Below are 19,830 nucleotides of genomic sequence, written 5' to 3'. Positions count from 1 at the left end.
TGATTATGAATTTTCAGCAGATGATTCTAACGCTGCAACAATTCTGGGCCGAGCATAACTGTATTATTGTCCAGCCATACGATACGGAAAAAGGGGCAGGTACGATGAACCCGATGACCTTTTTACGCTCGCTTGGACCCGAACCTTGGAAAGTGGCCTATGTGGAGCCTTCCCGTCGTCCTTCGGACGGACGTTATGGTGAGAACCCTAACCGGCTCTACCAGCATCATCAGTTCCAGGTAATCATCAAGCCTTCTCCGGACAATATTCAGGAAATTTACCTGGAAAGTCTAAAGCGTCTGGGCATTGACCCGCTCAAACATGATATTCGGTTTGTTGAAGATAACTGGGAGAATCCTTCCCTTGGTTGTGCAGGTCTTGGTTGGGAAGTCTGGTTGGACGGCATGGAAATTACGCAATTTACCTATTTCCAACAGGTTGGTGGTATCGAGACAAATCCGGTAGCTGTTGAAATTACGTACGGTATGGAGCGTTTGGCTTCTTACATTCAGGATAAAGAGAATGTGTTTGATCTGGAATGGGTGGAAGGTATCACTTATGGTGATGTATTCCGTCAGCCAGAATTCGAACACTCTAAATATACGTTTGAAGTATCTGATGTCAAAATGCTGTTTACACTCTTCAACATGCATGAAGAAGAAGCAAACAAGGCCATGGCGCAGCATCTGGTATTCCCGGCATATGACTATGTGCTGAAATGTTCCCACACGTTCAACCTGTTGGATGCACGTGGAGCCATCAGTGTAACGGAACGTACGGGTTACATCACACGTGTTCGTAATCTGGCTCGCCAAGTCGCTGCAACATATATGGAAGAGCGTGAGAAGCTAGGCTTCCCGCTGATCAAGAAAGGGGGAGCCGAGCATGTCTAAGGATCTGTTGTTTGAAATCGGGCTGGAAGAAGTACCTGCACGCTTTATGCGCGCAGCAATCGCACAGCTGCAAGAACGTGTCGTGAAATGGCTTGACGCATCCCGCATTGCTTATGGTGAAGTGAATGCATATGCTACACCGCGCCGTCTGGCTGTTTTGATTCACAATGTGGCTGAAAAGCAGGAAGATATCGAGGAAGAAGTGAAAGGTCCTTCACGCAAAATCGCCCTGGATGACAGTGGCAATTGGAGCAAGGCTGCACTCGGATTCGCCCGCAGTCAAGGTGTTGAACCCGACCAGTTCACGTTCAAGGAACTGAACGGTGTTGAATATATCTATGCAACGAAGAGCAGCAAAGGTGTGGAGACGGCTTCTGTAGTTGGCGAAGGATTACTTTCTGTATTACATGCCATGACGTTCCCGAAATTCATGCGTTGGGCTTCCTATGATTTCAAATTTGTACGTCCAATCCGCTGGATTGTGGCTATGCTCGGCAGTGAGGTTATCGATCTGGAAGTGACAGGTGTTAAGTCGGGTAATGTAACTCGTGGACATCGTTTCCTCGGTAAGGAGGCTGTGATCTCCACTCCGTCTTCATACGTGGAAGTGTTGCGTTCCGAACATGTCATTGCTGATATCCAGGAACGTGAACAGATGATTGTATCCCAGATTCAGGCACTGGCTGCTGAGAAAAAATGGGATATTGCGATTAAGGAAGACTTGCTGGAGGAAGTTCTGTTCCTGGTGGAAACACCTACCGTATTGTTCGGGACATTTGACTCCTCATTCTTGAATATTCCACAAGAAGTATTGATTACTTCCATGCGTGAGCATCAGCGTTATTTCCCTGTACTGGACAGTGAAGGACAATTGTTGCCATTCTTCGTGACGGTACGTAACGGTGGAAGTGATTCACTGGACGTTATTGCCAGAGGGAATGAAAAAGTTCTGCGTGCACGTCTGTCTGATGCCAAGTTCTTCTATGAGGAAGATCAGAAGTTACAGATTAAGGATGCATTGTCGAAGCTAGAAAGTATCGTCTTCCAGGAAGAATTGGGAACGGTTGGAGATAAAGTGCGTCGTATTCGCAAGATTGCCGATGGTCTTGCTGCCAAACTGCAAGTATCCGGTGATGTTGCCGAATCCGTTAGCCGCTCAGCAGATATCTGCAAATTCGATCTGGTGACACTGATGGTGGGAGAATTCCCTGAACTGCAAGGTGTGATGGGTGAGGATTACGCTCGTAAAGCCGGCGAAAAAGAAGAAGTGGCCAAAGCGGTATTCGAACACTATCAGCCACGTTTCGCTGGAGATCAATCCCCTGCTTCTCTTGTTGGTGCCATTGTGAGTGCAGCGGACAAAATGGATACAATCGTGGGTTGTTTCTCCATCAACATTATTCCAACGGGTTCTCAGGATCCGTACGCGCTGCGCCGTCAGGCTGCAGGTATTGTACAGATTTTGCTGGATCACAAGCTTCCGCTGACATTGTCAGACGTGTTCGGAGTAGCACTTCAAGTACATGCCCAGATGAACTTGTTGAAACGTGCAGATGAAGAGGTTCGTAAAGATCTGCAAGACTTCTTTGGTCTTCGTGTGAAAAAATTGTTGTCCGAAACCGTTCGCTACGACGTAGTGGATGCCGTAATTTCTTCCGGATTCGATGATATCAGCGCCGTGGTTCCAAAAGGTGAAGCGTTGATGGCGGCTGTTCTGACAGGAGACGCATTCAAAACAACGGTTGAATCGTTCAACCGTGTGGGTAATCTGGCTGCCAAAGCATCCAATGCTTCCGTACATCCAGAACTGTTCACAGAAGATGGAGAACGTCAGCTACATGAGGCATGGAGCAAAACGAATGCAGAATATCGTCAGGCGTTGACTCAGCATCATGCTGCTGAAGCACTGGCTATTGCATCTGCCTGGAAGGATGGTATTACCTCATTCTTCGATTCGGTCATGGTTATGGCTGAAGATGAAGCCGTTCGAGCGAATCGACTTGCCTTGCTCGCGGCTATTGATCGTGACTTGAAAGGATTTGCTGATTTTTCCAAGTTGGTTTGGTAATTGGACATATTTCATGAGTCCTTTTCCACAGACTTGGCGCAAAGCTAAAATTCAGTATTAAAGAAGGATATATGAGGGTATAAATATACGGAACGGGTTGTGAAATGTATTTTTGACAACCGCTCCGTATTTTAGCCTTTGATTTCCCTCGTTCCGGCAGAAGGATTTTGCCTGGCCGGGGTCGTATATAACAATATGCAGCTATTTTATGAAACCGGGTGGTCTGGGTTTGAGTGAGTTAAATATACGCCACATTGTTGTGGATGGTGATGCTTGCCCGGTCAAAACCGAGATTGCGCAAACCGCTCGCCTTTTCAACATCCCCGTATTGTTAGTCTCTTCATTTGATCATTTGCTTCAAGGAGGAGAAGGGGTACGAACCGTGCAAGTGGATCGCAGTGATCAGAGCGCAGACCTGTATATTGCTAATCATATTAAGCCATATGATGTGGTTATCACTCAGGACTATGGACTTGCGGCACTTGCGCTTGGCAAACGTTGTTATGTTTTGTCCTTTCGTGGTCGTGAGTTCAACGATCGTGACATTGATTTCATGTTGGATTCTCGTCATACTGCGGCCAAAGCACGAAAAAGAGGTCATTACGGGAAAGGCCCAAAGCCTTTCACAGAGCAGGATCGAGAAATGTTTCAACATAAACTGACAAAACTTTTAAAAGATTTGCAGGAGAATGTGTAAGTTTATCGAATTATATTTACGTGTTGAAGAGATGAAGGTGGCCAGAGATGAGTACCGGACAAGGCGGTATACCCGAAAGTATTATTGAATCGGTGTTACAGCAGAATGATATTGTCGATACGGTGAGCCGATTTGTGCATCTGACCAAACAGGGGAAGTATATGAAAGGCCTCTGTCCTTTTCATTCCGAGAAGACGCCTTCGTTCACCGTTACACCTGAGAAACAAATTTTCTACTGCTACGGTTGCGGCACGGGTGGAAATGCCATCAAATTCAGGATGGAAATCGAAGGGTTATCCTTTCCCGAGGCTGTCAAAACGATGGCGGAAGAAAGTCACATCTCTATGGGGGACTGGCAAGGGCGTGAATCTGCTCATGTGAATCCGGAGACGGAACGTCTGTTGGAGGCTTATGAGCTTACCGCGAAGCTGTATCATTTTTTGTTGAAAAATACAGAGCACGGCAAGTCAGCCATGGAGTATTTACGCTCAAGAGGTTTTGGCGATAAGTTGATCGACCAGTTCCAGATTGGTTTTGCACCAAATCGTTGGGACACACTGGTACAATTTCTTGAGAAACGTAACTATCCACTCGAAGAGATGGAAAAGGGTGGACTTCTGTCACCGCGAAATGAAGGTCAGGGATATGTGGATCGATTCCGAGACCGGATTATGTTCCCGATTAATGGCAGGAGCGGTAAGCCGATTGCATTTGCAGGACGCATATTGGGAGATGGGCAACCGAAGTATCTAAATTCACCGGAAACCCGGTTATTTAACAAAAGCCGTGTTCTCTATAATCTGCATCATGCCAAAAATGCAATTCGCAAACAAAGACAAGCCATTTTGTTCGAGGGATATGGAGATGTCATCTCCGCATGGGATCAGGACATCCAGAATGGTGTAGCGGCAATGGGTACTGCGCTAACCGAGAATCAGGCACTGATGCTCAAAGGGATGTGCGACGAAGTCATCATATGTTATGACGGCGACAGAGCAGGACAGGCTGCTGCACTCAAAAACTTCCCTATTCTTGAGGAAGCTGGATTGCAGGTCAAAGTGGCTCTCATTCCCGAGGGACTTGACCCGGATGATTTTATCCGGAAGCATGGTGGTGAACGGTTCCGAAACCAGATTGTGGATGGTGCCGTGACAACTACAAAATTTAAACTTATAAACTTAAAAAAAAACCATATACTGCTAGAGGGTGGCGGACAAATCGCCTATTCGAAAGAAGCAGTAAAGTTGATTGCACCCTTACCTTCTCCAACAGAAAGGGAAGTGTATCTTCGTGAACTGGCTGCAGAAGTGGACGTATCCTTCGAAACATTGAAGCAGGAGTGTAATGAAGAACGGGAGGCGATGAAAAATAACCTCCAGTATGGGGATAATAACCCGAAAAGGTGGAATAATGGTAGGCAACAAAATAGGCAGGTGCCTACACCCAATCTGTTGCCGGCTTACCATGCAGCTGAACGCAAACTGATCGCCTGGATGTTGCAGGATGATGAGGCTGCCCAGTACGTGAATGAGCATCTTGGTGAAGCTTTTAACTTGGATGATCATGCAGCTATTGCTGCTTATCTATATGCCTACTATGCGCAAGGCAAACCGTCGGATACAAGCCGTTTTATGTCTTCACTGCATGACGATCGCCTGGAAAAAACGGTCAGTTCGATCTCGATGATGGATGGTCCAGGTGAATGGAGTATTCAAATGCTCGATGATTGCATCAGAGAAGTGCTGAAGCATCCGCGTAAGAAAGAGTACGATTTGAAAAAAGAAGAAATGATTGCTGCAGAGCGGGCAGGTGATTCTGTACGCGCGGCACAGATTGCAATTGAAATGATTGCCCTAGAGAGACAGTGAACGTCTGATGATTAGATGTTTCTAGGGAGGAGGGAGTCGAATTATGGCGAATGATCAGCATACTGAACTAGAAACAGAATTGACACTGGATCAGGTTAAAGATCAATTGATTGAATCAGGTAAGAAAAGAGCTTCGCTGAATTACAAGGAAATTATAGAGAAACTCTCTCCTTTTGAGCAGGATGCAGAGCAAATGGATGAGTTCTATGAGCAACTGAGCGATCTGGGCATTGATGTAGTGAATGAAAACAATGAAGAGGTTACACTTCGTCCTAGTGAAGATTCCGAGAACAACACCAGAGAGGGAGAGGACGAATTCCACTTTGATGATGATCTGAGCTTGCCGCCAGGTATCAAAATCAATGACCCTGTCCGTATGTACCTCAAGGAAATTGGTCGTGTGCCACTGTTGTCGGCAGATGATGAAGTACAACTGGCTAAACGGATTGAGAACGGGGATGAAGAAGCCAAGCGTCGTCTGGCTGAAGCTAACTTACGGCTCGTTGTCAGTATCGCCAAGCGTTACGTTGGACGTGGAATGTTGTTCCTTGATTTGATTCAGGAAGGTAATATGGGTCTGATTAAAGCGGTTGAGAAATTCGACCACAAAAAAGGATACAAGTTCAGTACGTATGCAACATGGTGGATTCGCCAAGCGATCACTCGTGCTATTGCTGACCAGGCGCGCACAATTCGTATCCCTGTGCATATGGTGGAGACGATTAATAAGCTGATCCGGGTATCCCGTCAGCTGTTGCAGGAACTTGGTCGTGAACCGACACCAGAAGAAATCGCTGCTGAGATGGATCTGAGTGTAGAGAAAGTTCGTGAAATTACGAAGATTGCACAGGAACCGGTTTCTCTGGAAACACCAATTGGTGAGGAAGATGATTCCCATCTGGGTGACTTCATTGAGGATCAGGAAGCACTTGCTCCGGCGGATGCTGCTGCGTATGAGTTGCTGAAAGAACAGCTCGAAGATGTGTTGGATACATTGACTGAACGTGAAGAGAACGTGCTTCGTCTACGTTTTGGTCTGGACGATGGACGGACGAGAACGCTGGAGGAAGTCGGCAAGGTATTTGGTGTTACGCGTGAGCGTATTCGTCAGATCGAAGCCAAGGCTCTTCGTAAGTTGCGTCACCCGAGTCGTAGTAAACGACTCAAGGATTTCCTCGAATAATCGAACTATGGGAGACTTTCCGCAAGACGCTTTAGCGGCGGCGGGGTCTCCTTTATTTTTAATTTAAACGTCTTGATTTCTTGGTTTTGGAAATTCATCCTTGAAATGTTTTATTGGATTTTATTTTATCGCTTTTCCTTGTTCAATGCAAATCAATAAATTAAATGAATGGTGTAGGTGCTTCATGAAACTTTCGAATCGATTACAGCAAATACATGATCAAATTCCCGATGGCAGCCGCATGGCTGATATCGGTTCAGACCACGCGTTGCTGCCAGTAGCCGCAATCCGCAGTGGGAAAGCTGCAAGTGCAGTAGCCGGTGAAGTCAATCCTGGCCCTTATGATGCTGCATGCAAACAAGTCAGCGATGCTGGCTTGAAAGAAAAAATCACGGTGCGTCGTGGAGACGGTCTTGATGTGATCTCTGCGGGTGAAGTGGATGTCATCACCATCGCAGGCATGGGCGGCGCCTTGATTGCCTCTATTTTGGACCGAGGTATATCCAAACTGGAAGGAGTCCAGTTACTTATTTTGCAACCAAATGTGGGTGAGGATATCCTCAGACGCTGGTTACTGGAGCATCACTGGGTGGTTGTAGCAGAACAGTTGCTCGAAGAAGATGGCAAGATTTATGAGATTATAACGGCGATGCCACAATCTGTAAGCCCGATTGCCAATGTAGAGGTGTATCGTGCACGTCCGCTTCAAGGCGGGACAGAATTGACGGAAGATTTGCTGCTGCGGATGGGACCTTATTTGGTTGATCGACCGACGGATGTATTTTTTGCCAAATGGGAAAGTGAGATCGTCAAACTGCAGGGGGTTGTTAACTCCATCTCCAAATCCGATCAGGATTCTTCCCGGGACAAGGCGGCTGAGGTAGAACGTCTTATCGCAAACTTGAAGGAGGTTTTGGCATGTTTGCCAAAGGTCAAACTGTAATTCAACTGATGGAGCAACTCGCTCCCAAACATCTGGCTGTACCGGATGACCGCATTGGTCTCCAGCTCGGCAGTTTGCAAAAAGAAATCAGTCACGTGTTAGTAGCTTTGGATGTGACGGATGAAGTGGTGGACGAAGCGATTCGCGTCGGAGCCAACCTGATTATCGCTCATCACGCGATCATTTTCCGTCCGGTTAAGTCACTGAGTACAGATACACCTATGGGTAAATTGTATGAAAAGCTGATTAAGCATGATATTGCTGTCTATATCAGTCATACAAACCTGGATGTGGCCGAGGGTGGTATGAATGACTGGATGGCCGAGGCACTTGGCATCGAGAGTAAAGAATCGCTGGAAGATGTACACACAGATCATCTGTACAAGCTGGCTGTCTTTGTGCCTCGTACCCATCATGAGCAGGTTCTTCAGGCCATTCTGGAAGCCGGAGCGGGGAGTATCGGTCAATACAACAAGTGCAGCTTTAACACGGAAGGTACAGGAACATTTGTACCTGGTGAAGGGACTCAACCGTTTATCGGTACCCAAGGGCAGATGGAACGTGTGGAAGAAATGCGTATTGAGACCGTCGTACCCCAAAGTCTGAGAAGTAAGGTCGTTCAGGCGATGCTTAAGGCTCATCCGTATGAGGAAGTGGCCTATGACCTCTATGCCATGGATTTAAAAGGCCGTACGCTCGGCCTGGGACGCTTGGGACCCCTTAGGGAGCCTAAGACATTAGGTGAGCTAGTGGAGGTCGTGAAGACCCAATTCAATGTGCCTCATGTCCGTGTAGTAGGAGATCTGAACAAGCAGATCAAAAAAGCAGCGGTTCTTGGCGGCTCTGGCAGCCGTTATGCGCTCACTGCCCGCTTCAAAGGTGCGGATGTTATTGTGACCGGAGATATTGATTATCACACGGCTCATGATGCATTAATGGCAGGTATGTGTATCATCGACCCGGGACATAATTCAGAGAAGATTATGAAACCAAAAACGGCCGATTGGCTTCGTTCCCGTTTGGAAGAAAAACGATATGATACGCAAGTTACAGCTTCAGAGGTCAATACGGAGGTATTCCGGTTTATCTAAAAAGACAGTTGCTGAGTGATTCCCAGTAATATTAAGCTTGTCTGGGAACTCAAATGCCTGTATACTATGTAATGTTGTTCGGAAAGCTTGACAGACAATCGCTGGTGGCCTTTGTTGCCACGAGAGGAAAGTCCGGGCTCCACAGGGCAGGATGCTGGATAACGTCCAGTCAGCGCGAGTTGAAGGATAGTGCCACAGAAATGGACCGCCGATGGCCGGATTTTCCGGCACAGGCAAGGATGGAACCGAGGTGTAAGAGACCCCGAGGAACGCTGGTGACTTCGTTCCTGGTAAACCCCATCTGGAGCAAGACCTAATGGGACACAGTCCCCTCTTCGGAGGAGGCAGCCTTAGCCCGAGGTGTGTCTAGGTTGGTCGCTTGAGCTGTGCAGCAATGTATGGCCTAGATAGATGATTGTCGCTTCTGGTGGGAGGGTAGTTCCCGTATGAACCACGAAGAGCACAGAACCCGGCTTACGGTAAGCTTTCCTAACTGCAACAACAACACAACACAATGTAGTCCATCTATCAGTCGAGGACAACTCGTATGAATCATCCGATGACCTGACTGATCAGAAAGGACCCATGAACATCTAAAAAAAAAACATAACTCCTGTTGATAGCAGGTTCTATAAAAATAAGGCGGCAGTTCCGAGATTCTCGGGCCTGCCGCCTTATTTTTGTTTCTCATATCAAGTTATTAACCTTCATACGCTAATGGAATAGTCAAACGTTTATGACAGTTCATTACAGTGTAACAACACTGTCCGATGTTAAGGAAGCATGCCATCGTTGGATGGCGCGATCCATTCTTTCCACGGCTTCCGGAAGGAGCTCAGGGTCCGTATGAGTAAAGTTGATCCGCATGCGGTTTAACTCCGGTGTACCTGCATAGAAAGAATCACCTGGCACAATGCACACTTTCTCCTGGATACCGTAAGTGAACAGATTGCTTGCAAGCATGCCTTCAGGCAATTGCAGCCACAAGAACATGCCACCTTGTGGTGAATTCCACGAGATACCTTCCCATGCTTTGGCTGCCATAAGAGTAGTCAGTGTTCTCATGCGTTTTTCGTAATCCTCTGAAATATGGCGGATATGTGCATCCAGATCGAAAGATTCGAGTAGTGCATGAAGCGCTCTTTGGTCAATGCTGCTGGAGTGCAAGTCGGCACCTTGTTTGGCTCGTGCTGCCATTTTGACAATATCGGGAGCGGCCAGAATCCATCCCGTACGAAGGCCAGGTGCTACCGTTTTAGAGAATGTACTGGTGTAGATAACATTGGAAGAGCCGTCATAGGATACTGCATCCAGTTCTGCGAGAGCAGGGACATCCAATTGCTCCGGATTAAACCGAATTTCACCATAGGGATCATCTTCCAGAATAAGTACGCCGTACTTGCGGCACAGATCCACAGCCTGCTGTCTTCTTTCTCGTGACCATACTTTTCCCGTAGGATTGGAGAACGTGGGATTGATATAGACAAGTTTTGGACGATGCAACTGGAGCTGTTCCTCCAGAGATTCAGGCAACATGCCGTGATCATCACAAGCTACGCCGTGAGATTCAGCCTGATAGGAATGAATGACTTGCAGAGCAGCGAGGTAGGTTGGTGATTCAACCAATACGCGGTCACCCGGGTCGAGAAGGATGCGGCAAACCAAGTCAATGGATTGTTGTGAACCCGTAGTGAGAAGCATGTGATCGGGTGAAGCAGGAATGCCCTTGGATTCAAGACGTTCAGCGATTTTGGCGCGAAGAGGACGGTAACCCTCAGTCTCCGCATATTGAAGAGCGGCTGCTCCGCTCATAAATACTTTTTCATATGCAACGCGGATGGCTTCCAGCGGGAATGAAGTCTGGGCTGGTAATCCACCGGCTAGTGAGATCATTCCAGGTGCCTGAGCGGCCTGGAGCATGTCGCGAACGACAGAGGACGGGGTGTTTTGTGCCATTTTGGACCAAGGGATACTCATGTTATTCTCATCTCCTGTTATTCACTGTTATACTGATATTATAAACTATAATAGACGGACTACACTATAACAGTAAAATGAAGATCATAACAGTTGGGGGAGCACATATGCATATTGAATTAAAGCGGGGAAGCAGTACCAAATTGTACGTGCAGATTGCGCTAACGATTGCCGATCGCATCCGATCAGGACTCATTGAACCCGGAACCCGACTTCCATCTGTTCGTAAAATGACCGCGGATTTGGGTGTCAGCCTGGTCACTGTATCCAAAGCGTATGCTGAACTTGAAGCGATTCAATTGATCACCTGCTCCCAGGGGAAAGGTTGTTATGTGAGAGGTACATTGAACGTGGATCAGATGGAGGATGTGGACCGAACCCAGCGAAACAATGCCAACAGTGAATCCGGTACGTCATGGAATTGGCAGATGGCACTGGTGGATTATTTACCGCGAGCGCAGCTCTGGAGACATTTTGATACGTCACCTCAAGTGCGGTATGAACTTCATATGTCAGCGATTCAGCCTGAACTGTTGCCTACACGAGAGATTATCGACAGCGCCTACCGACTCTCCTCTGATCATACAGAGCGTATGGCAGCTTACGGATCTTTTCAGGGGGATCGTGAGCTTAGACAGATCTTGGCCGAACATTTTGCCGAGCGTGGACTACAGGCTGCACCTGAACGCATGTTAATTACAAGTGGTGCTCAGCAGGGGATCGATCTTGTGGCACGGACTTTTGTCGGACCTGGGGATGTTGTATACATGGAGGCACCAAGCTATACCGGAGCTATTGATGTATTTACGAGTAGAGGCGCGAAGATCATTACGGTCCCGATGGATGACGAAGGCATGCGTATTGATCTGTTGACCCGGTTATGTGATACCTATCCGCCCAAGCTGATCTATACGATCCCGACCTATCACAATCCAACAGGTATCACGATGAGTGCAAGAAGGCGAGCACAGCTTTTGAATCTCGCGCAAAGCTACCACTGCCTCATTCTGGAGGATGATCCGTTTGCAGATCTTTATTTTCGGGACCCTCCTCCGGCATCCATTAAATCGATGGATGGGACAGGTCATGTCGTATATATCAAAAGCTTCAGCAAGGTGCTGTCTCCTGGTTGCCGTATAGCCTGCGCCATTGCAGACGGAAGTGTATTGACCCGGCTTGTGGCTGCGAAATCTACGGCGGATTTGGGGAGTCCGCTGCTTACACAAAAGGCATTGCAATCTTTTATTCAGAATCAGTACGGTGTCTATGTATCCCGATTGAGGGATGAATTGTATTCTCGCTTGTGCGCAGCATCTGAAGTGCTGGAAGAGCATGCTACTATGGGCATGCAATGGCGATTGCCAGAGGGAGGACTCAATCTGTGGCTCCAACTTCCGAGTAACTTGGATATGCGTGAGTTGCATCATCAGTCACTTGCTGCAGGGGTCTCTTTCCTCCCGGGTTCCGCCTGTTATGTAGGAGAGATGGATACACCAAGTCTGCGTATTTGCTTCACTGTAACAAATGTTGAGCTTTTGTGTGAAGGACTTCGTGTACTGTGCCAAGTCATTGACAGAGTTACACCTGGGCAGGGTGGGACAGTGGCGGACAGGCTACCGCTCATATAATTTTTCGGACTATGGACATACATCCAATCCACTTTCGATCTGTTGCAATAGGTTATAGTATCACCAGAAAGGGAGTTGGTTTTGAAATGAACCATTACTGTCCACCGCTTTGCCCGATTGTATTTGACCCGATCCAGGTTGTTGAGGATTATTACATCCCACAAATCGTGCCTGTCATCCACCCGATTGAAGTGATCAAAAAACATCACTGTGTTCCGATTCATCACCACATGTATCCTGTTGTTGTCAAAGAAGAAGACCCTTGTTATGTATCCAGCCATAATCCGAAGAAAAAATCCGTGAAAAAATCAAGTAAAGCCCGCACATCTTCTCGCAAGCGCTAATTGCAGCGGGTGCCCCGGGGAATTGGATATAAACCAAAAGAGCAGCGTACGCCCCGGGGCGCAGCTGCTTTTGTATTTTTTACAGATTATCTTCATTAGGCTTACTGCGTATACTTTTTCATCGTTTTATCCATTTGTTGTCTGACATGTTGCGGCCAGAATTGCAAAGGAGCGCTGTTGCCTGATGCGGCTTGCAGTGCCTTATAGACATCGATTTGGCCATAGCCGAAATACTTGTCGTGACCCGGATCACCGAGGTCAATAACACTTTGGCGCATCAAATCCATCACTTCCGTGTTAGTCAAGTCCGGGTTCAACGAACGAATCAAACCTGCAAGTGCGGCTACATGAGGGCTGGCCATGGACGTTCCAGACAAGGCCGCATACTGATTGTTTGGGTAGGTACTGGCGATACTGGACCCCGGAGCCATCACATCCACATAGTCCCCGTAGTTGGAATAGGAAGCTTTGCTCATATCCGGGTCCGTAGCAGATACGGCAAATACTTCCGGATAAGCAGCAGGGTATCCTGGACGCTCTGTATTATCGTTCCCCGTGGCTGCAATCAGGACGATATCCCGATCAAAAGCGTATTTAATGGCATCATGAAGAAATTGCGCATCAGCATAATTGCCCAGACTCATGTTGATAACTTTGGCTCCATGATCGGCTGCCCAGATGATGCCTTCAGCAACGGCATACGTGGTACCAGAACCTGAGTTGTCGAGTACTTTAACCGGTAGTACCTTGTTATACCAGCTCATGCCTGCCACGCCTTCGTTATTGTTGACAATAGCGCCGATAATGCCTGCGACATGTGTGCCATGTCCCACATCATCCATCGGTTTGCTTCCTGGCTCGACCACATTATAACCTTCAAGGAGCTTGCCCTTCAGGTCAGGATGATTCATATCAACCCCCGTATCAACTACTGCTACGATGACATCTTTGTTTCCCTTGGTAATATTCCAACCTCTGTTTGTCTCAATCGCAGGCAGGTTCCACTGATAATCGGAGAACAAAATGTCATTGGGTATCGTTACATCGGTTTGTTCAGTTACAGTATCATTGGTTAAATACATATAGTGGGGCTCCATATAAAGTGGATTCCACTTGCTTTCGAAATAACTATGCAATTGTTTGTAACTCATGTGTTCTGACCGAAAAACATACGTGTATCCCAGCTTGCGCGCAGATTGCGCTCTCAGATCGGATTTAATGATACGCATATCCCGTTCACCGGGATCTTGGCGAAAACGGATGACGATTTCATTTTCGTAAAAATGACTGGCATTTGCATTATCATGTCCGGTCTTCACTGTAATTTCGTTAAGCGTATCAGGGTGAACAGACTCAATTTTGAATTTACCCTCACGCGGATAAGGGATCATGCGCAGATTTTTGCGCTGATGTTGTTCAACAGCATTTAATACGTTCTGGCTAAACAAGGCAATTACAGCTCTTTTGCCATCTTTGGAGGGTTGTCCCATCACAAAATATTTTTCTTTTCCCAAAGGAAAAGAAGAGGACTCAAAACTTTGACGTTTTTTTACCGCTTTTTTGGCAAGGTTGAGCGAATGTTGAAGCTTCTGTTGTTCCAACTTGCTTCCTTGTGAGGTCGCTTGATCAAAGGGATTGTCAAAAGAGCCATTGGTATTCATGAGATGAATGGATCTGATATGTTCATGTGAACTTTGGAGATCATTCACATATCGGCTAACCTGCGCAGCATTCATTGTGGCGGTTTTCTCCAGCATGATACTTAGATGTTGCTTGGCGTCCATGCGGGTCAAGAGATCTGTTGCTTTGACATCCTGTACTTTCAGACGTTGCTTACTTGTATGCTCTTCATGAGCAGAGTCGGACAGCGCACTAGGCTTAGGTTCTTGACGATTGGATGTTGGGAGCAAAAGCGTCAGGGCGAGTGCTCCCGCACCAGCTGCAAGGGCCCAGTTAATCCATTTCGGTCTGGACATGATGGATGGAACCTCCTTCGTTCATTTTGAACAATCGTTAACCGTGCTTCATCGTTGTCACTGGTTATATCTATCGTTAGAAAAAGCGGAACGTTTTATGCAAACGAGTTCGAGTCTGACTGCGTATAATAGGCATGTTCAATGGCAGAAACGGAAAGCATGATTAAGGTATACCGCTCGTCAACTTTTTATGGTAGGATTATAGCTGAGAATTGAAAGGTCAGGGGAAAACCACCGTTGGCCGACCTATATGTAAGGACTTATTTAAGGGGGAGCTACCTTTATGTCAGCAGCCAATGTACAGAAAACATGTGAGTCAACTAGGGAAAAGTTAAAACCGGCTATCGATCGGATTGAAAAATTTTTGAATGAGAATGCTTTGCCTGAACTGGATCAGAATCAGACGGAAGAATCAACAGTCTTCTACAAAGGATTTCTTTCAGATCTCCGTCATTTACTCGTTTTTTCTGAAGTTTCTTACGAAAAACTTGGCGTTGTGCTGCGTCGTGCCAACTTTGATGTCGATTTTGCCGAAAAGGCTCTTTATAATACGTATCACCAATGCGTAAACAGCTTTTTCTATCCCAAAAATGAATGTTATTCCGAAGACGGAAGATACGCTTACACAGGACAAGATGCCATTCGTTTCCGTGATAAGCCAATCCGTGCAGTACGGGATGTTATTCTGGAGGTTTCCAAAACGTACGAAGAATTGCGCGATGATCTGGCATATTATGAAAGTGATTACCTGACTCAGCGCCGTATGCAAAATCAACGGAATCACGCCTAATTAACGTTTAAACCTGAATATGAAATTGGACGAAACCGCCCTTGTGGCGGTTTTTTTGTGTTTTTAGTGAGAATCAGACGAGGTGTAATCATGTCATCATCTGGCATTTTGACGGGGAATATCAGGTTTGTGGCGAGGAGACAATAGTAGTCGAGGTGATAAAAATGAGCCAAGACAAGCCAATTGTCAAATGCAGCGTCTCCAACTGCAACTTTTGGGGAGAGAACAACTTCTGCCACGCTGATGCCATCATGATTGACATTGACCAACATGCCACCCGTCGTCTGCATGAGGAATTTGCCGGTGAGACATTTGACTCCGATCACCATGATCACGCACGCACATCCTCTGCAACATGCTGTCACACGTTTAAACCCAAGTGAGCAGTCATCCCTATTCATAACGGAGGTGCTTCCCAATGAAAAATGACGATAATAAGTTTAATTTTCAAGATCGCCCTGAAACCAAGGTTGAAAGTGAAAAACAGCGTATGCGTGTCGATTATCCAAGAAAAGTACATCGCGAAGAATACGGGGCAGAGGTTGCTCCTCCGACTGTCGTAAGAACTGGAGGTACCGAACGGGCAGAGCCTGTACCTGAGAAGCATGAGGCAGACCGTGTCATGGAATCAACAGGTAAGGTTGCGGGTTACATGGGACTTGCCTTCGGGATCGCGTCTTTGTTCATGTGGTCAATCGTACTTGGACCGGCCGCAGCCGTACTGGGTTACTATGCCTATGTGAATGGTCGTAAGACAGCGGGAGCCTGGTCCATTGGACTGGGTGTTGTAGCTACGCTGAGTTATTTTTTCATGATTCCATTCGCTCGCTAACGTGTAAAATGATTCATTCAAAAGCCTTCTGTTCTCACCCATTTGCGGTGAATTACAGAAGGTTTTTTTCGTATATGCGCAGGTTATGTGGAGAGGTTTAACTATTTTTATGAAAACAATGGAACCTTGCTGTAAAACGATGTAGAATAAGGTCATAATACGCTTAATTATACGGGAGTGGGTATAACTCATGCAGATTGATCCAAACGGATCGCGGCAGTTGTTGGAACTGCAATTGTCCAATGTGAATAACCAAACCAGTGGATCACAATCGGATGCTGGTTCAACAGTGGATTTCGCCAATGTGATGGACGGGCTGTTAGGTACGGGTGCCAATACGACGAGCAATACAGATTCCACCGCGACGGTCTCCAAAAGATCCAGTGATGGTCTGTTGTGGCTGCAACTCGGAAGCACGTACAATCCAGATATAAATACGGCAGGATCGTCCTCTGTCTCCAATAACATCGTTGAGTCTTTATTATCTTCATCCAATACAGGAATCGTGAATTCCGGTGCATCTGTACCTACGGATTATGAATCTTTAATTGCCGAGGCAAGTGCGAAGTACGGTGTTCCTGAATCATTGATCAAGGCCGTCATTGACACAGAGTCCAATTTTAACCCAAATGTCGTGTCCTCCGCCGGTGCCAAGGGGCTTATGCAATTAATGGATGGCACGGCTGCAGGGCTGGGTGTGAGTAATTCATTTGACCCTGCCCAGAACATTGATGCGGGTACGAAGTATCTTTCCCTTCAGCTCCAGCGTTTCGGTGGAGAAGTGAAGATGGCACTTGCCGCGTATAATGCAGGACCGGGCCGTGTTTCACGTCTAGGCGTGTCGAGTGATAGCGAACTGATGAGTGTACTTAACCGTTTGCCTTCCGAAACTCAGAATTATATCTCCAAGGTGGAGAAGGCACAGTCGAAATATGTGATCTAAACTCACAGATAGACATTTCGCGATAACATTGATAGGCAGGACAAGATCAAATGTGGGAGCAGTAGCGCTTGAAACGCCTGTTCCCGGTTGGTCTTTTTGTGTTGTACGGGTATCGTGTTACAATGCTCACTGTAGGTTCATGAACGAAGAGATAAGGGAGGTCTAACCTCATTTGAAATATTTTGATTATGCTGCAACCACGCCTCCCCATCCGGATGTAATTCGTACGATGGCCGAAATTATGGAGACACAATTTGGTAATCCATCCTCCATCCATGGGTATGGAGAGCGTGCCGATCAGTTGCTGCGTCGTGCTCGATCCGGCTGTGCTGCGGCAATCGGCGTTAAGCCTGAAGAGATTGTATTTACTTCCGGTGCGACCGAGAGTAATAATCTCGCGATAAAAGGTGCGGCATTACGTTATCAGTCACGAGGCAGACACATCATCACTACGGCTACCGAGCATGCCTCGGTGTACGAAAGTTTTATGCAATTGCAGCAGTGGGGATGGGAAGTGACATTAGTTCCTGTGAATTCCGATGGAGTAGTGAACGCTCAGAAGGTTGTAGACGCGATCAGGCCCGACACGGTGCTTGTGAGTCTGATGCATGTAAACAATGAAACAGGAGCCATCCATCCGATTGCAGAGATCGGCAAACAGCTCAAAAAGAAAGCACCACGCGTGCTTTTCCATGTAGATGGTGTTCAGGGTTTTGGGAAAATGGAGGCGACACCTGCTGCTTGGGGTGCAGATCTGTACAGTCTGTCTGCTCACAAGATTCGTGGACCGAAGGGAGCAGGTCTCCTGTATGTGCGAAGTGGAGTGGAGCTTACGCCACTATTGTCAGGAGGATCACAGGAACAAGGCCTAAGAGCAGGCACGGAAAACGTGGCCTTGCTGGTAGGCATGGCAAAGGCCATGCGAATGGCAGCAGAAGATCAGGTTGATTTTGCCCGGCGTACAACGGTGCTCCGTGATCGATTGATGGAAACGATACGTATTATTCCTGAATTTGAATTGAACAGTCGCACAGAGGGTGCACCTCATATTGTGCACTTCTCCTATCCCGGGATGAAGGCAGAAGTGGCGCTGCACACCTTGGAGCAACTTGGCGTAACCATATCGACCCAATCTGCCTGTTCTTCGCGTTCGGCTGAACCGAGTCGGGCTTTACTTGCGATGGGCAGAGATGCAGCTTGTGCTGGTGGCGGATTGCGTATTAGTCTTGGAGATGAACATACAGAAAAAGATGTAGCCTTGCTTGAACAGGCTTTACATCAGATGGTGGCGCAGTTGCGGCCCCTCGAAAGGCGGATGTAATGGATATGAACTATGATATGCTGCTTCTCCGTTTCGGAGAGTTTATGTTAAAAGGGAAAAATCGTGCCCGATTTGAAAAAACGATCATTACACAGGTGAAAGCTTTGCTTAAACCTTATCCAGGAGCGAGCCTTCGCAAAGAATATGGCCGTGTTTATGTGGATCTTGGCGGTGAATCACATACTGAACTGATTAAGGTGCTGAAGCGGGTATTTGGTGTGATGTCGATTAGTCCGGTTAAAGTTACTCCATCCGAGCTAGATGAGATTGTGAAAACTGCAGTTTCGTTTATGGACGAAAGGGAAGACGACTTCAAAGAAGGCACTACATTTAAGGTAAATGTAAGGCGGGTATGGAAGGAATTCCCGAACTCTTCCCATGAAATGAACCATTTGGTCGGTTCCCCGATCCTTCGGAAGTTTCAGCAATTAAGTGTTGATGTTCGTCAACCTGATATTGAACTGCGAGTGGAGATTCGGGATCAGGGTACCTATATTTTCAACGAAACCATTCCGGCAGTAGGTGGCTTTCCACTGGGTACGAATGGCAAAGCAATGGTACTGCTATCAGGTGGAATAGACAGCCCGGTGGCAGCCTGGTCTTCCATGCGCCGTGGACTTGAAGTGGAATGTGTACATTTTTACAGTTATCCGTTCACAAGCCAGCGCGCCAAAGAGAAAGTCATTGATTTGGCACGTGCCCTTGCTGATCATGCAGGAACAATCAAGCTGCATCTTGTTCCATTTACAGAGATTCAAACGGCATTTACCCAGCTGGGTCAGGATAATCTGATTATTACGCTGATGCGACGTTCAATGCTGCGAATTGCATCCAAACTTGCCGAGCGTGAGCGGGCACTCGCGCTGATTACCGGGGATAGCTTGGGCCAAGTAGCGAGTCAGACTCTTCCAAGTATGAATGTCATTGGTCGTGCGACGGATCTGCCACTGTTGCGACCACTGGTTATGATGGATAAACAGGAGATCATTACCCTGTCCAAACAGATCGGGACGTATGACATATCTATTTTGCCATATGAGGATTGCTGTACTCTCTTTGTGCCAAAGTCACCTTCAACCAATCCGAATCTTCGAATTGTGGATAAAATAGAATCAACAATGAGCCATCTGTCAGAATGGGTGGATCAGGCGGTGGAACAAACTGAAACGATCACACTGCACGCCGGTGAAACTTCTGTGGTAACGAATCAGACAGAAGACAATGGCATGAAGGATGATTGGTTCTAAACTCAATAAAAATTAGCATGGCTGACATA

At 47.0% G+C, this 19,830-nt stretch carries 17 protein-coding genes and 1 other RNA gene; 16 read left to right on the top strand and 2 right to left on the bottom strand.

The window, feature by feature from the left end; genetic code table 11:
• Positions 1 to 5 precede the first annotated feature (5 nt).
• The 8 genes from glyQ to rnpB all read left to right on the top strand — a co-directional run bounded on the left by glyQ (position 6) and on the right by rnpB (position 9,235).
• Positions 6 to 893: a glycine--tRNA ligase subunit alpha gene (gene glyQ / locus ACETMN_RS23945; protein ID WP_017687252.1), complete on the top strand. Its 888-nt coding sequence runs from the start codon at positions 6 to 8 to the stop codon at positions 891 to 893.
• The gene (gene glyS / locus ACETMN_RS23940) at positions 886 to 2,961 is read left to right on the top strand and encodes a glycine--tRNA ligase subunit beta (RefSeq protein WP_091013999.1); all 2,076 of its coding nucleotides are present in this window, start codon (positions 886 to 888) and stop codon (positions 2,959 to 2,961) included. The genes glyQ and glyS overlap by 8 nt, the downstream gene beginning before the upstream one ends.
• A 229-nt stretch (positions 2,962 to 3,190) precedes the next feature.
• Positions 3,191 to 3,658: a YaiI/YqxD family protein gene (locus ACETMN_RS23935; protein ID WP_017687254.1), complete on the top strand. Its 468-nt coding sequence runs from the start codon at positions 3,191 to 3,193 to the stop codon at positions 3,656 to 3,658.
• Positions 3,659 to 3,705: 47 nt separating this feature from the next.
• Positions 3,706 to 5,526, top strand: a complete 1,821-nt coding sequence (dnaG, locus tag ACETMN_RS23930) for a DNA primase (RefSeq protein ID WP_091014001.1) — start codon at positions 3,706 to 3,708, stop codon at positions 5,524 to 5,526.
• A 43-nt stretch (positions 5,527 to 5,569) separates the two neighbouring features.
• Positions 5,570 to 6,709 carry an RNA polymerase sigma factor RpoD gene (rpoD, locus tag ACETMN_RS23925; protein WP_017687256.1) on the top strand — a complete coding sequence of 380 codons (1,140 nt, stop codon included), beginning with the start codon at positions 5,570 to 5,572 and terminating at the stop codon, positions 6,707 to 6,709.
• A 184-nt stretch (positions 6,710 to 6,893) separates the two neighbouring features.
• Positions 6,894 to 7,652 (top strand): tRNA (adenine(22)-N(1))-methyltransferase, encoded by a 759-nt coding sequence (locus ACETMN_RS23920; protein WP_091014004.1) that lies wholly within the window; start codon positions 6,894 to 6,896, stop codon positions 7,650 to 7,652.
• On the top strand, positions 7,628 to 8,743 hold the full coding sequence (locus ACETMN_RS23915; protein ID WP_091014006.1) for a Nif3-like dinuclear metal center hexameric protein: 1,116 nt from the start codon (positions 7,628 to 7,630) through the stop codon (positions 8,741 to 8,743). Before ACETMN_RS23920 ends, ACETMN_RS23915 begins: the two co-directional genes overlap by 25 nt.
• An 82-nt stretch (positions 8,744 to 8,825) precedes the next feature.
• Positions 8,826 to 9,235, top strand: an RNA gene (rnpB, locus tag ACETMN_RS23910) — RNase P RNA component class A.
• 255 nt (positions 9,236 to 9,490) lie between these two features.
• On the opposite strand, the gene ACETMN_RS23905 is transcribed toward rnpB, so the two are convergent.
• Positions 9,491 to 10,720, bottom strand: a complete 1,230-nt coding sequence (locus tag ACETMN_RS23905) for a PLP-dependent aminotransferase family protein (RefSeq protein WP_091014010.1) — start codon at positions 10,718 to 10,720, stop codon at positions 9,491 to 9,493.
• 107 nt (positions 10,721 to 10,827) lie between these two features.
• Between ACETMN_RS23905 and ACETMN_RS23900 the strand changes: the two genes are divergently transcribed.
• The gene (locus ACETMN_RS23900) at positions 10,828 to 12,348 is read left to right on the top strand and encodes a PLP-dependent aminotransferase family protein (RefSeq protein ID WP_091014013.1); all 1,521 of its coding nucleotides are present in this window, start codon (positions 10,828 to 10,830) and stop codon (positions 12,346 to 12,348) included.
• A gap of 86 nt (positions 12,349 to 12,434) precedes the next feature.
• Positions 12,435 to 12,692 carry a hypothetical protein gene (locus tag ACETMN_RS23895; RefSeq protein WP_091014015.1) on the top strand — a complete coding sequence of 86 codons (258 nt, stop codon included), beginning with the start codon at positions 12,435 to 12,437 and terminating at the stop codon, positions 12,690 to 12,692.
• 101 nt (positions 12,693 to 12,793) lie between these two features.
• Here the strand turns inward: ACETMN_RS23895 and ACETMN_RS23890 are convergent, their stop codons facing one another.
• Complete coding sequence (locus ACETMN_RS23890; protein WP_091014017.1) at positions 12,794 to 14,668, bottom strand: S8 family peptidase; 1,875 nt, start codon at positions 14,666 to 14,668, stop codon at positions 12,794 to 12,796.
• 283 nt (positions 14,669 to 14,951) lie between these two features.
• On the opposite strand from ACETMN_RS23890, the gene ACETMN_RS23885 reads away from it, so the two are divergent.
• From ACETMN_RS23885 to thiI, 6 genes are all read left to right on the top strand, one after another.
• Positions 14,952 to 15,458 (top strand): YpuI family protein, encoded by a 507-nt coding sequence (locus ACETMN_RS23885; protein ID WP_091014020.1) that lies wholly within the window; start codon positions 14,952 to 14,954, stop codon positions 15,456 to 15,458.
• 164 nt (positions 15,459 to 15,622) lie between these two features.
• Positions 15,623 to 15,841, top strand: a complete 219-nt coding sequence (locus tag ACETMN_RS23880) for a DUF1540 domain-containing protein (protein WP_074095869.1) — start codon at positions 15,623 to 15,625, stop codon at positions 15,839 to 15,841.
• A 35-nt stretch (positions 15,842 to 15,876) separates the two neighbouring features.
• Positions 15,877 to 16,290: a hypothetical protein gene (locus ACETMN_RS23875; protein ID WP_091014021.1), complete on the top strand. Its 414-nt coding sequence runs from the start codon at positions 15,877 to 15,879 to the stop codon at positions 16,288 to 16,290.
• Positions 16,291 to 16,480: 190 nt separating this feature from the next.
• Positions 16,481 to 17,233, top strand: coding sequence for a lytic transglycosylase domain-containing protein (locus ACETMN_RS23870; RefSeq protein WP_091014024.1), 753 nt, complete (start codon positions 16,481 to 16,483; stop codon positions 17,231 to 17,233).
• Between the two features lie 172 nt (positions 17,234 to 17,405).
• Complete coding sequence (locus ACETMN_RS23865; protein ID WP_091014027.1) at positions 17,406 to 18,554, top strand: cysteine desulfurase family protein; 1,149 nt, start codon at positions 17,406 to 17,408, stop codon at positions 18,552 to 18,554.
• A gap of 5 nt (positions 18,555 to 18,559) precedes the next feature.
• A complete protein-coding gene (gene thiI, locus ACETMN_RS23860; RefSeq protein ID WP_091014397.1) occupies positions 18,560 to 19,801 on the top strand; it encodes a tRNA uracil 4-sulfurtransferase ThiI in 1,242 nt (413 codons plus the stop codon).
• Positions 19,802 to 19,830: the final 29 nt, after the last annotated feature.

The sequence above is a fragment of the Paenibacillus sp. M2 genome, from assembly GCF_046713495.1.
Taxonomy (GTDB): domain Bacteria; phylum Bacillota; class Bacilli; order Paenibacillales; family Paenibacillaceae; genus Paenibacillus; species Paenibacillus amylolyticus_B.
Note: the sequence above shows the minus strand (reverse complement) of the source record. Positions and strands in the feature narration are given on the sequence as shown.

Excerpts from the sequence above, each read along its gene's own strand:
- glyQ (WP_017687252.1), top strand. The coding sequence starts at position 6 with ATGAATTTTCAGCAGATGATTCTAACGCTGCAACAATTCTGGGCCGAG.
- glyS (WP_091013999.1), top strand. The coding sequence starts at position 886 with ATGTCTAAGGATCTGTTGTTTGAAATCGGGCTGGAAGAAGTACCTGCA.
- dnaG (WP_091014001.1), top strand. The coding sequence starts at position 3,706 with ATGAGTACCGGACAAGGCGGTATACCCGAAAGTATTATTGAATCGGTG.
- rpoD (WP_017687256.1), top strand. The coding sequence starts at position 5,570 with ATGGCGAATGATCAGCATACTGAACTAGAAACAGAATTGACACTGGAT.
- ACETMN_RS23920 (WP_091014004.1), top strand. The coding sequence starts at position 6,894 with ATGAAACTTTCGAATCGATTACAGCAAATACATGATCAAATTCCCGAT.
- ACETMN_RS23915 (WP_091014006.1), top strand. The coding sequence starts at position 7,628 with ATGTTTGCCAAAGGTCAAACTGTAATTCAACTGATGGAGCAACTCGCT.
- ACETMN_RS23905 (WP_091014010.1), bottom strand. The coding sequence starts at position 10,720 with ATGAGTATCCCTTGGTCCAAAATGGCACAAAACACCCCGTCCTCTGTC.
- ACETMN_RS23900 (WP_091014013.1), top strand. The coding sequence starts at position 10,828 with ATGCATATTGAATTAAAGCGGGGAAGCAGTACCAAATTGTACGTGCAG.
- ACETMN_RS23895 (WP_091014015.1), top strand. The coding sequence starts at position 12,435 with ATGAACCATTACTGTCCACCGCTTTGCCCGATTGTATTTGACCCGATC.
- ACETMN_RS23890 (WP_091014017.1), bottom strand. The coding sequence starts at position 14,668 with ATGTCCAGACCGAAATGGATTAACTGGGCCCTTGCAGCTGGTGCGGGA.
- ACETMN_RS23885 (WP_091014020.1), top strand. The coding sequence starts at position 14,952 with ATGTCAGCAGCCAATGTACAGAAAACATGTGAGTCAACTAGGGAAAAG.
- ACETMN_RS23880 (WP_074095869.1), top strand. The coding sequence starts at position 15,623 with ATGAGCCAAGACAAGCCAATTGTCAAATGCAGCGTCTCCAACTGCAAC.
- ACETMN_RS23875 (WP_091014021.1), top strand. The coding sequence starts at position 15,877 with ATGAAAAATGACGATAATAAGTTTAATTTTCAAGATCGCCCTGAAACC.
- ACETMN_RS23870 (WP_091014024.1), top strand. The coding sequence starts at position 16,481 with ATGCAGATTGATCCAAACGGATCGCGGCAGTTGTTGGAACTGCAATTG.
- thiI (WP_091014397.1), top strand. The coding sequence starts at position 18,560 with ATGAACTATGATATGCTGCTTCTCCGTTTCGGAGAGTTTATGTTAAAA.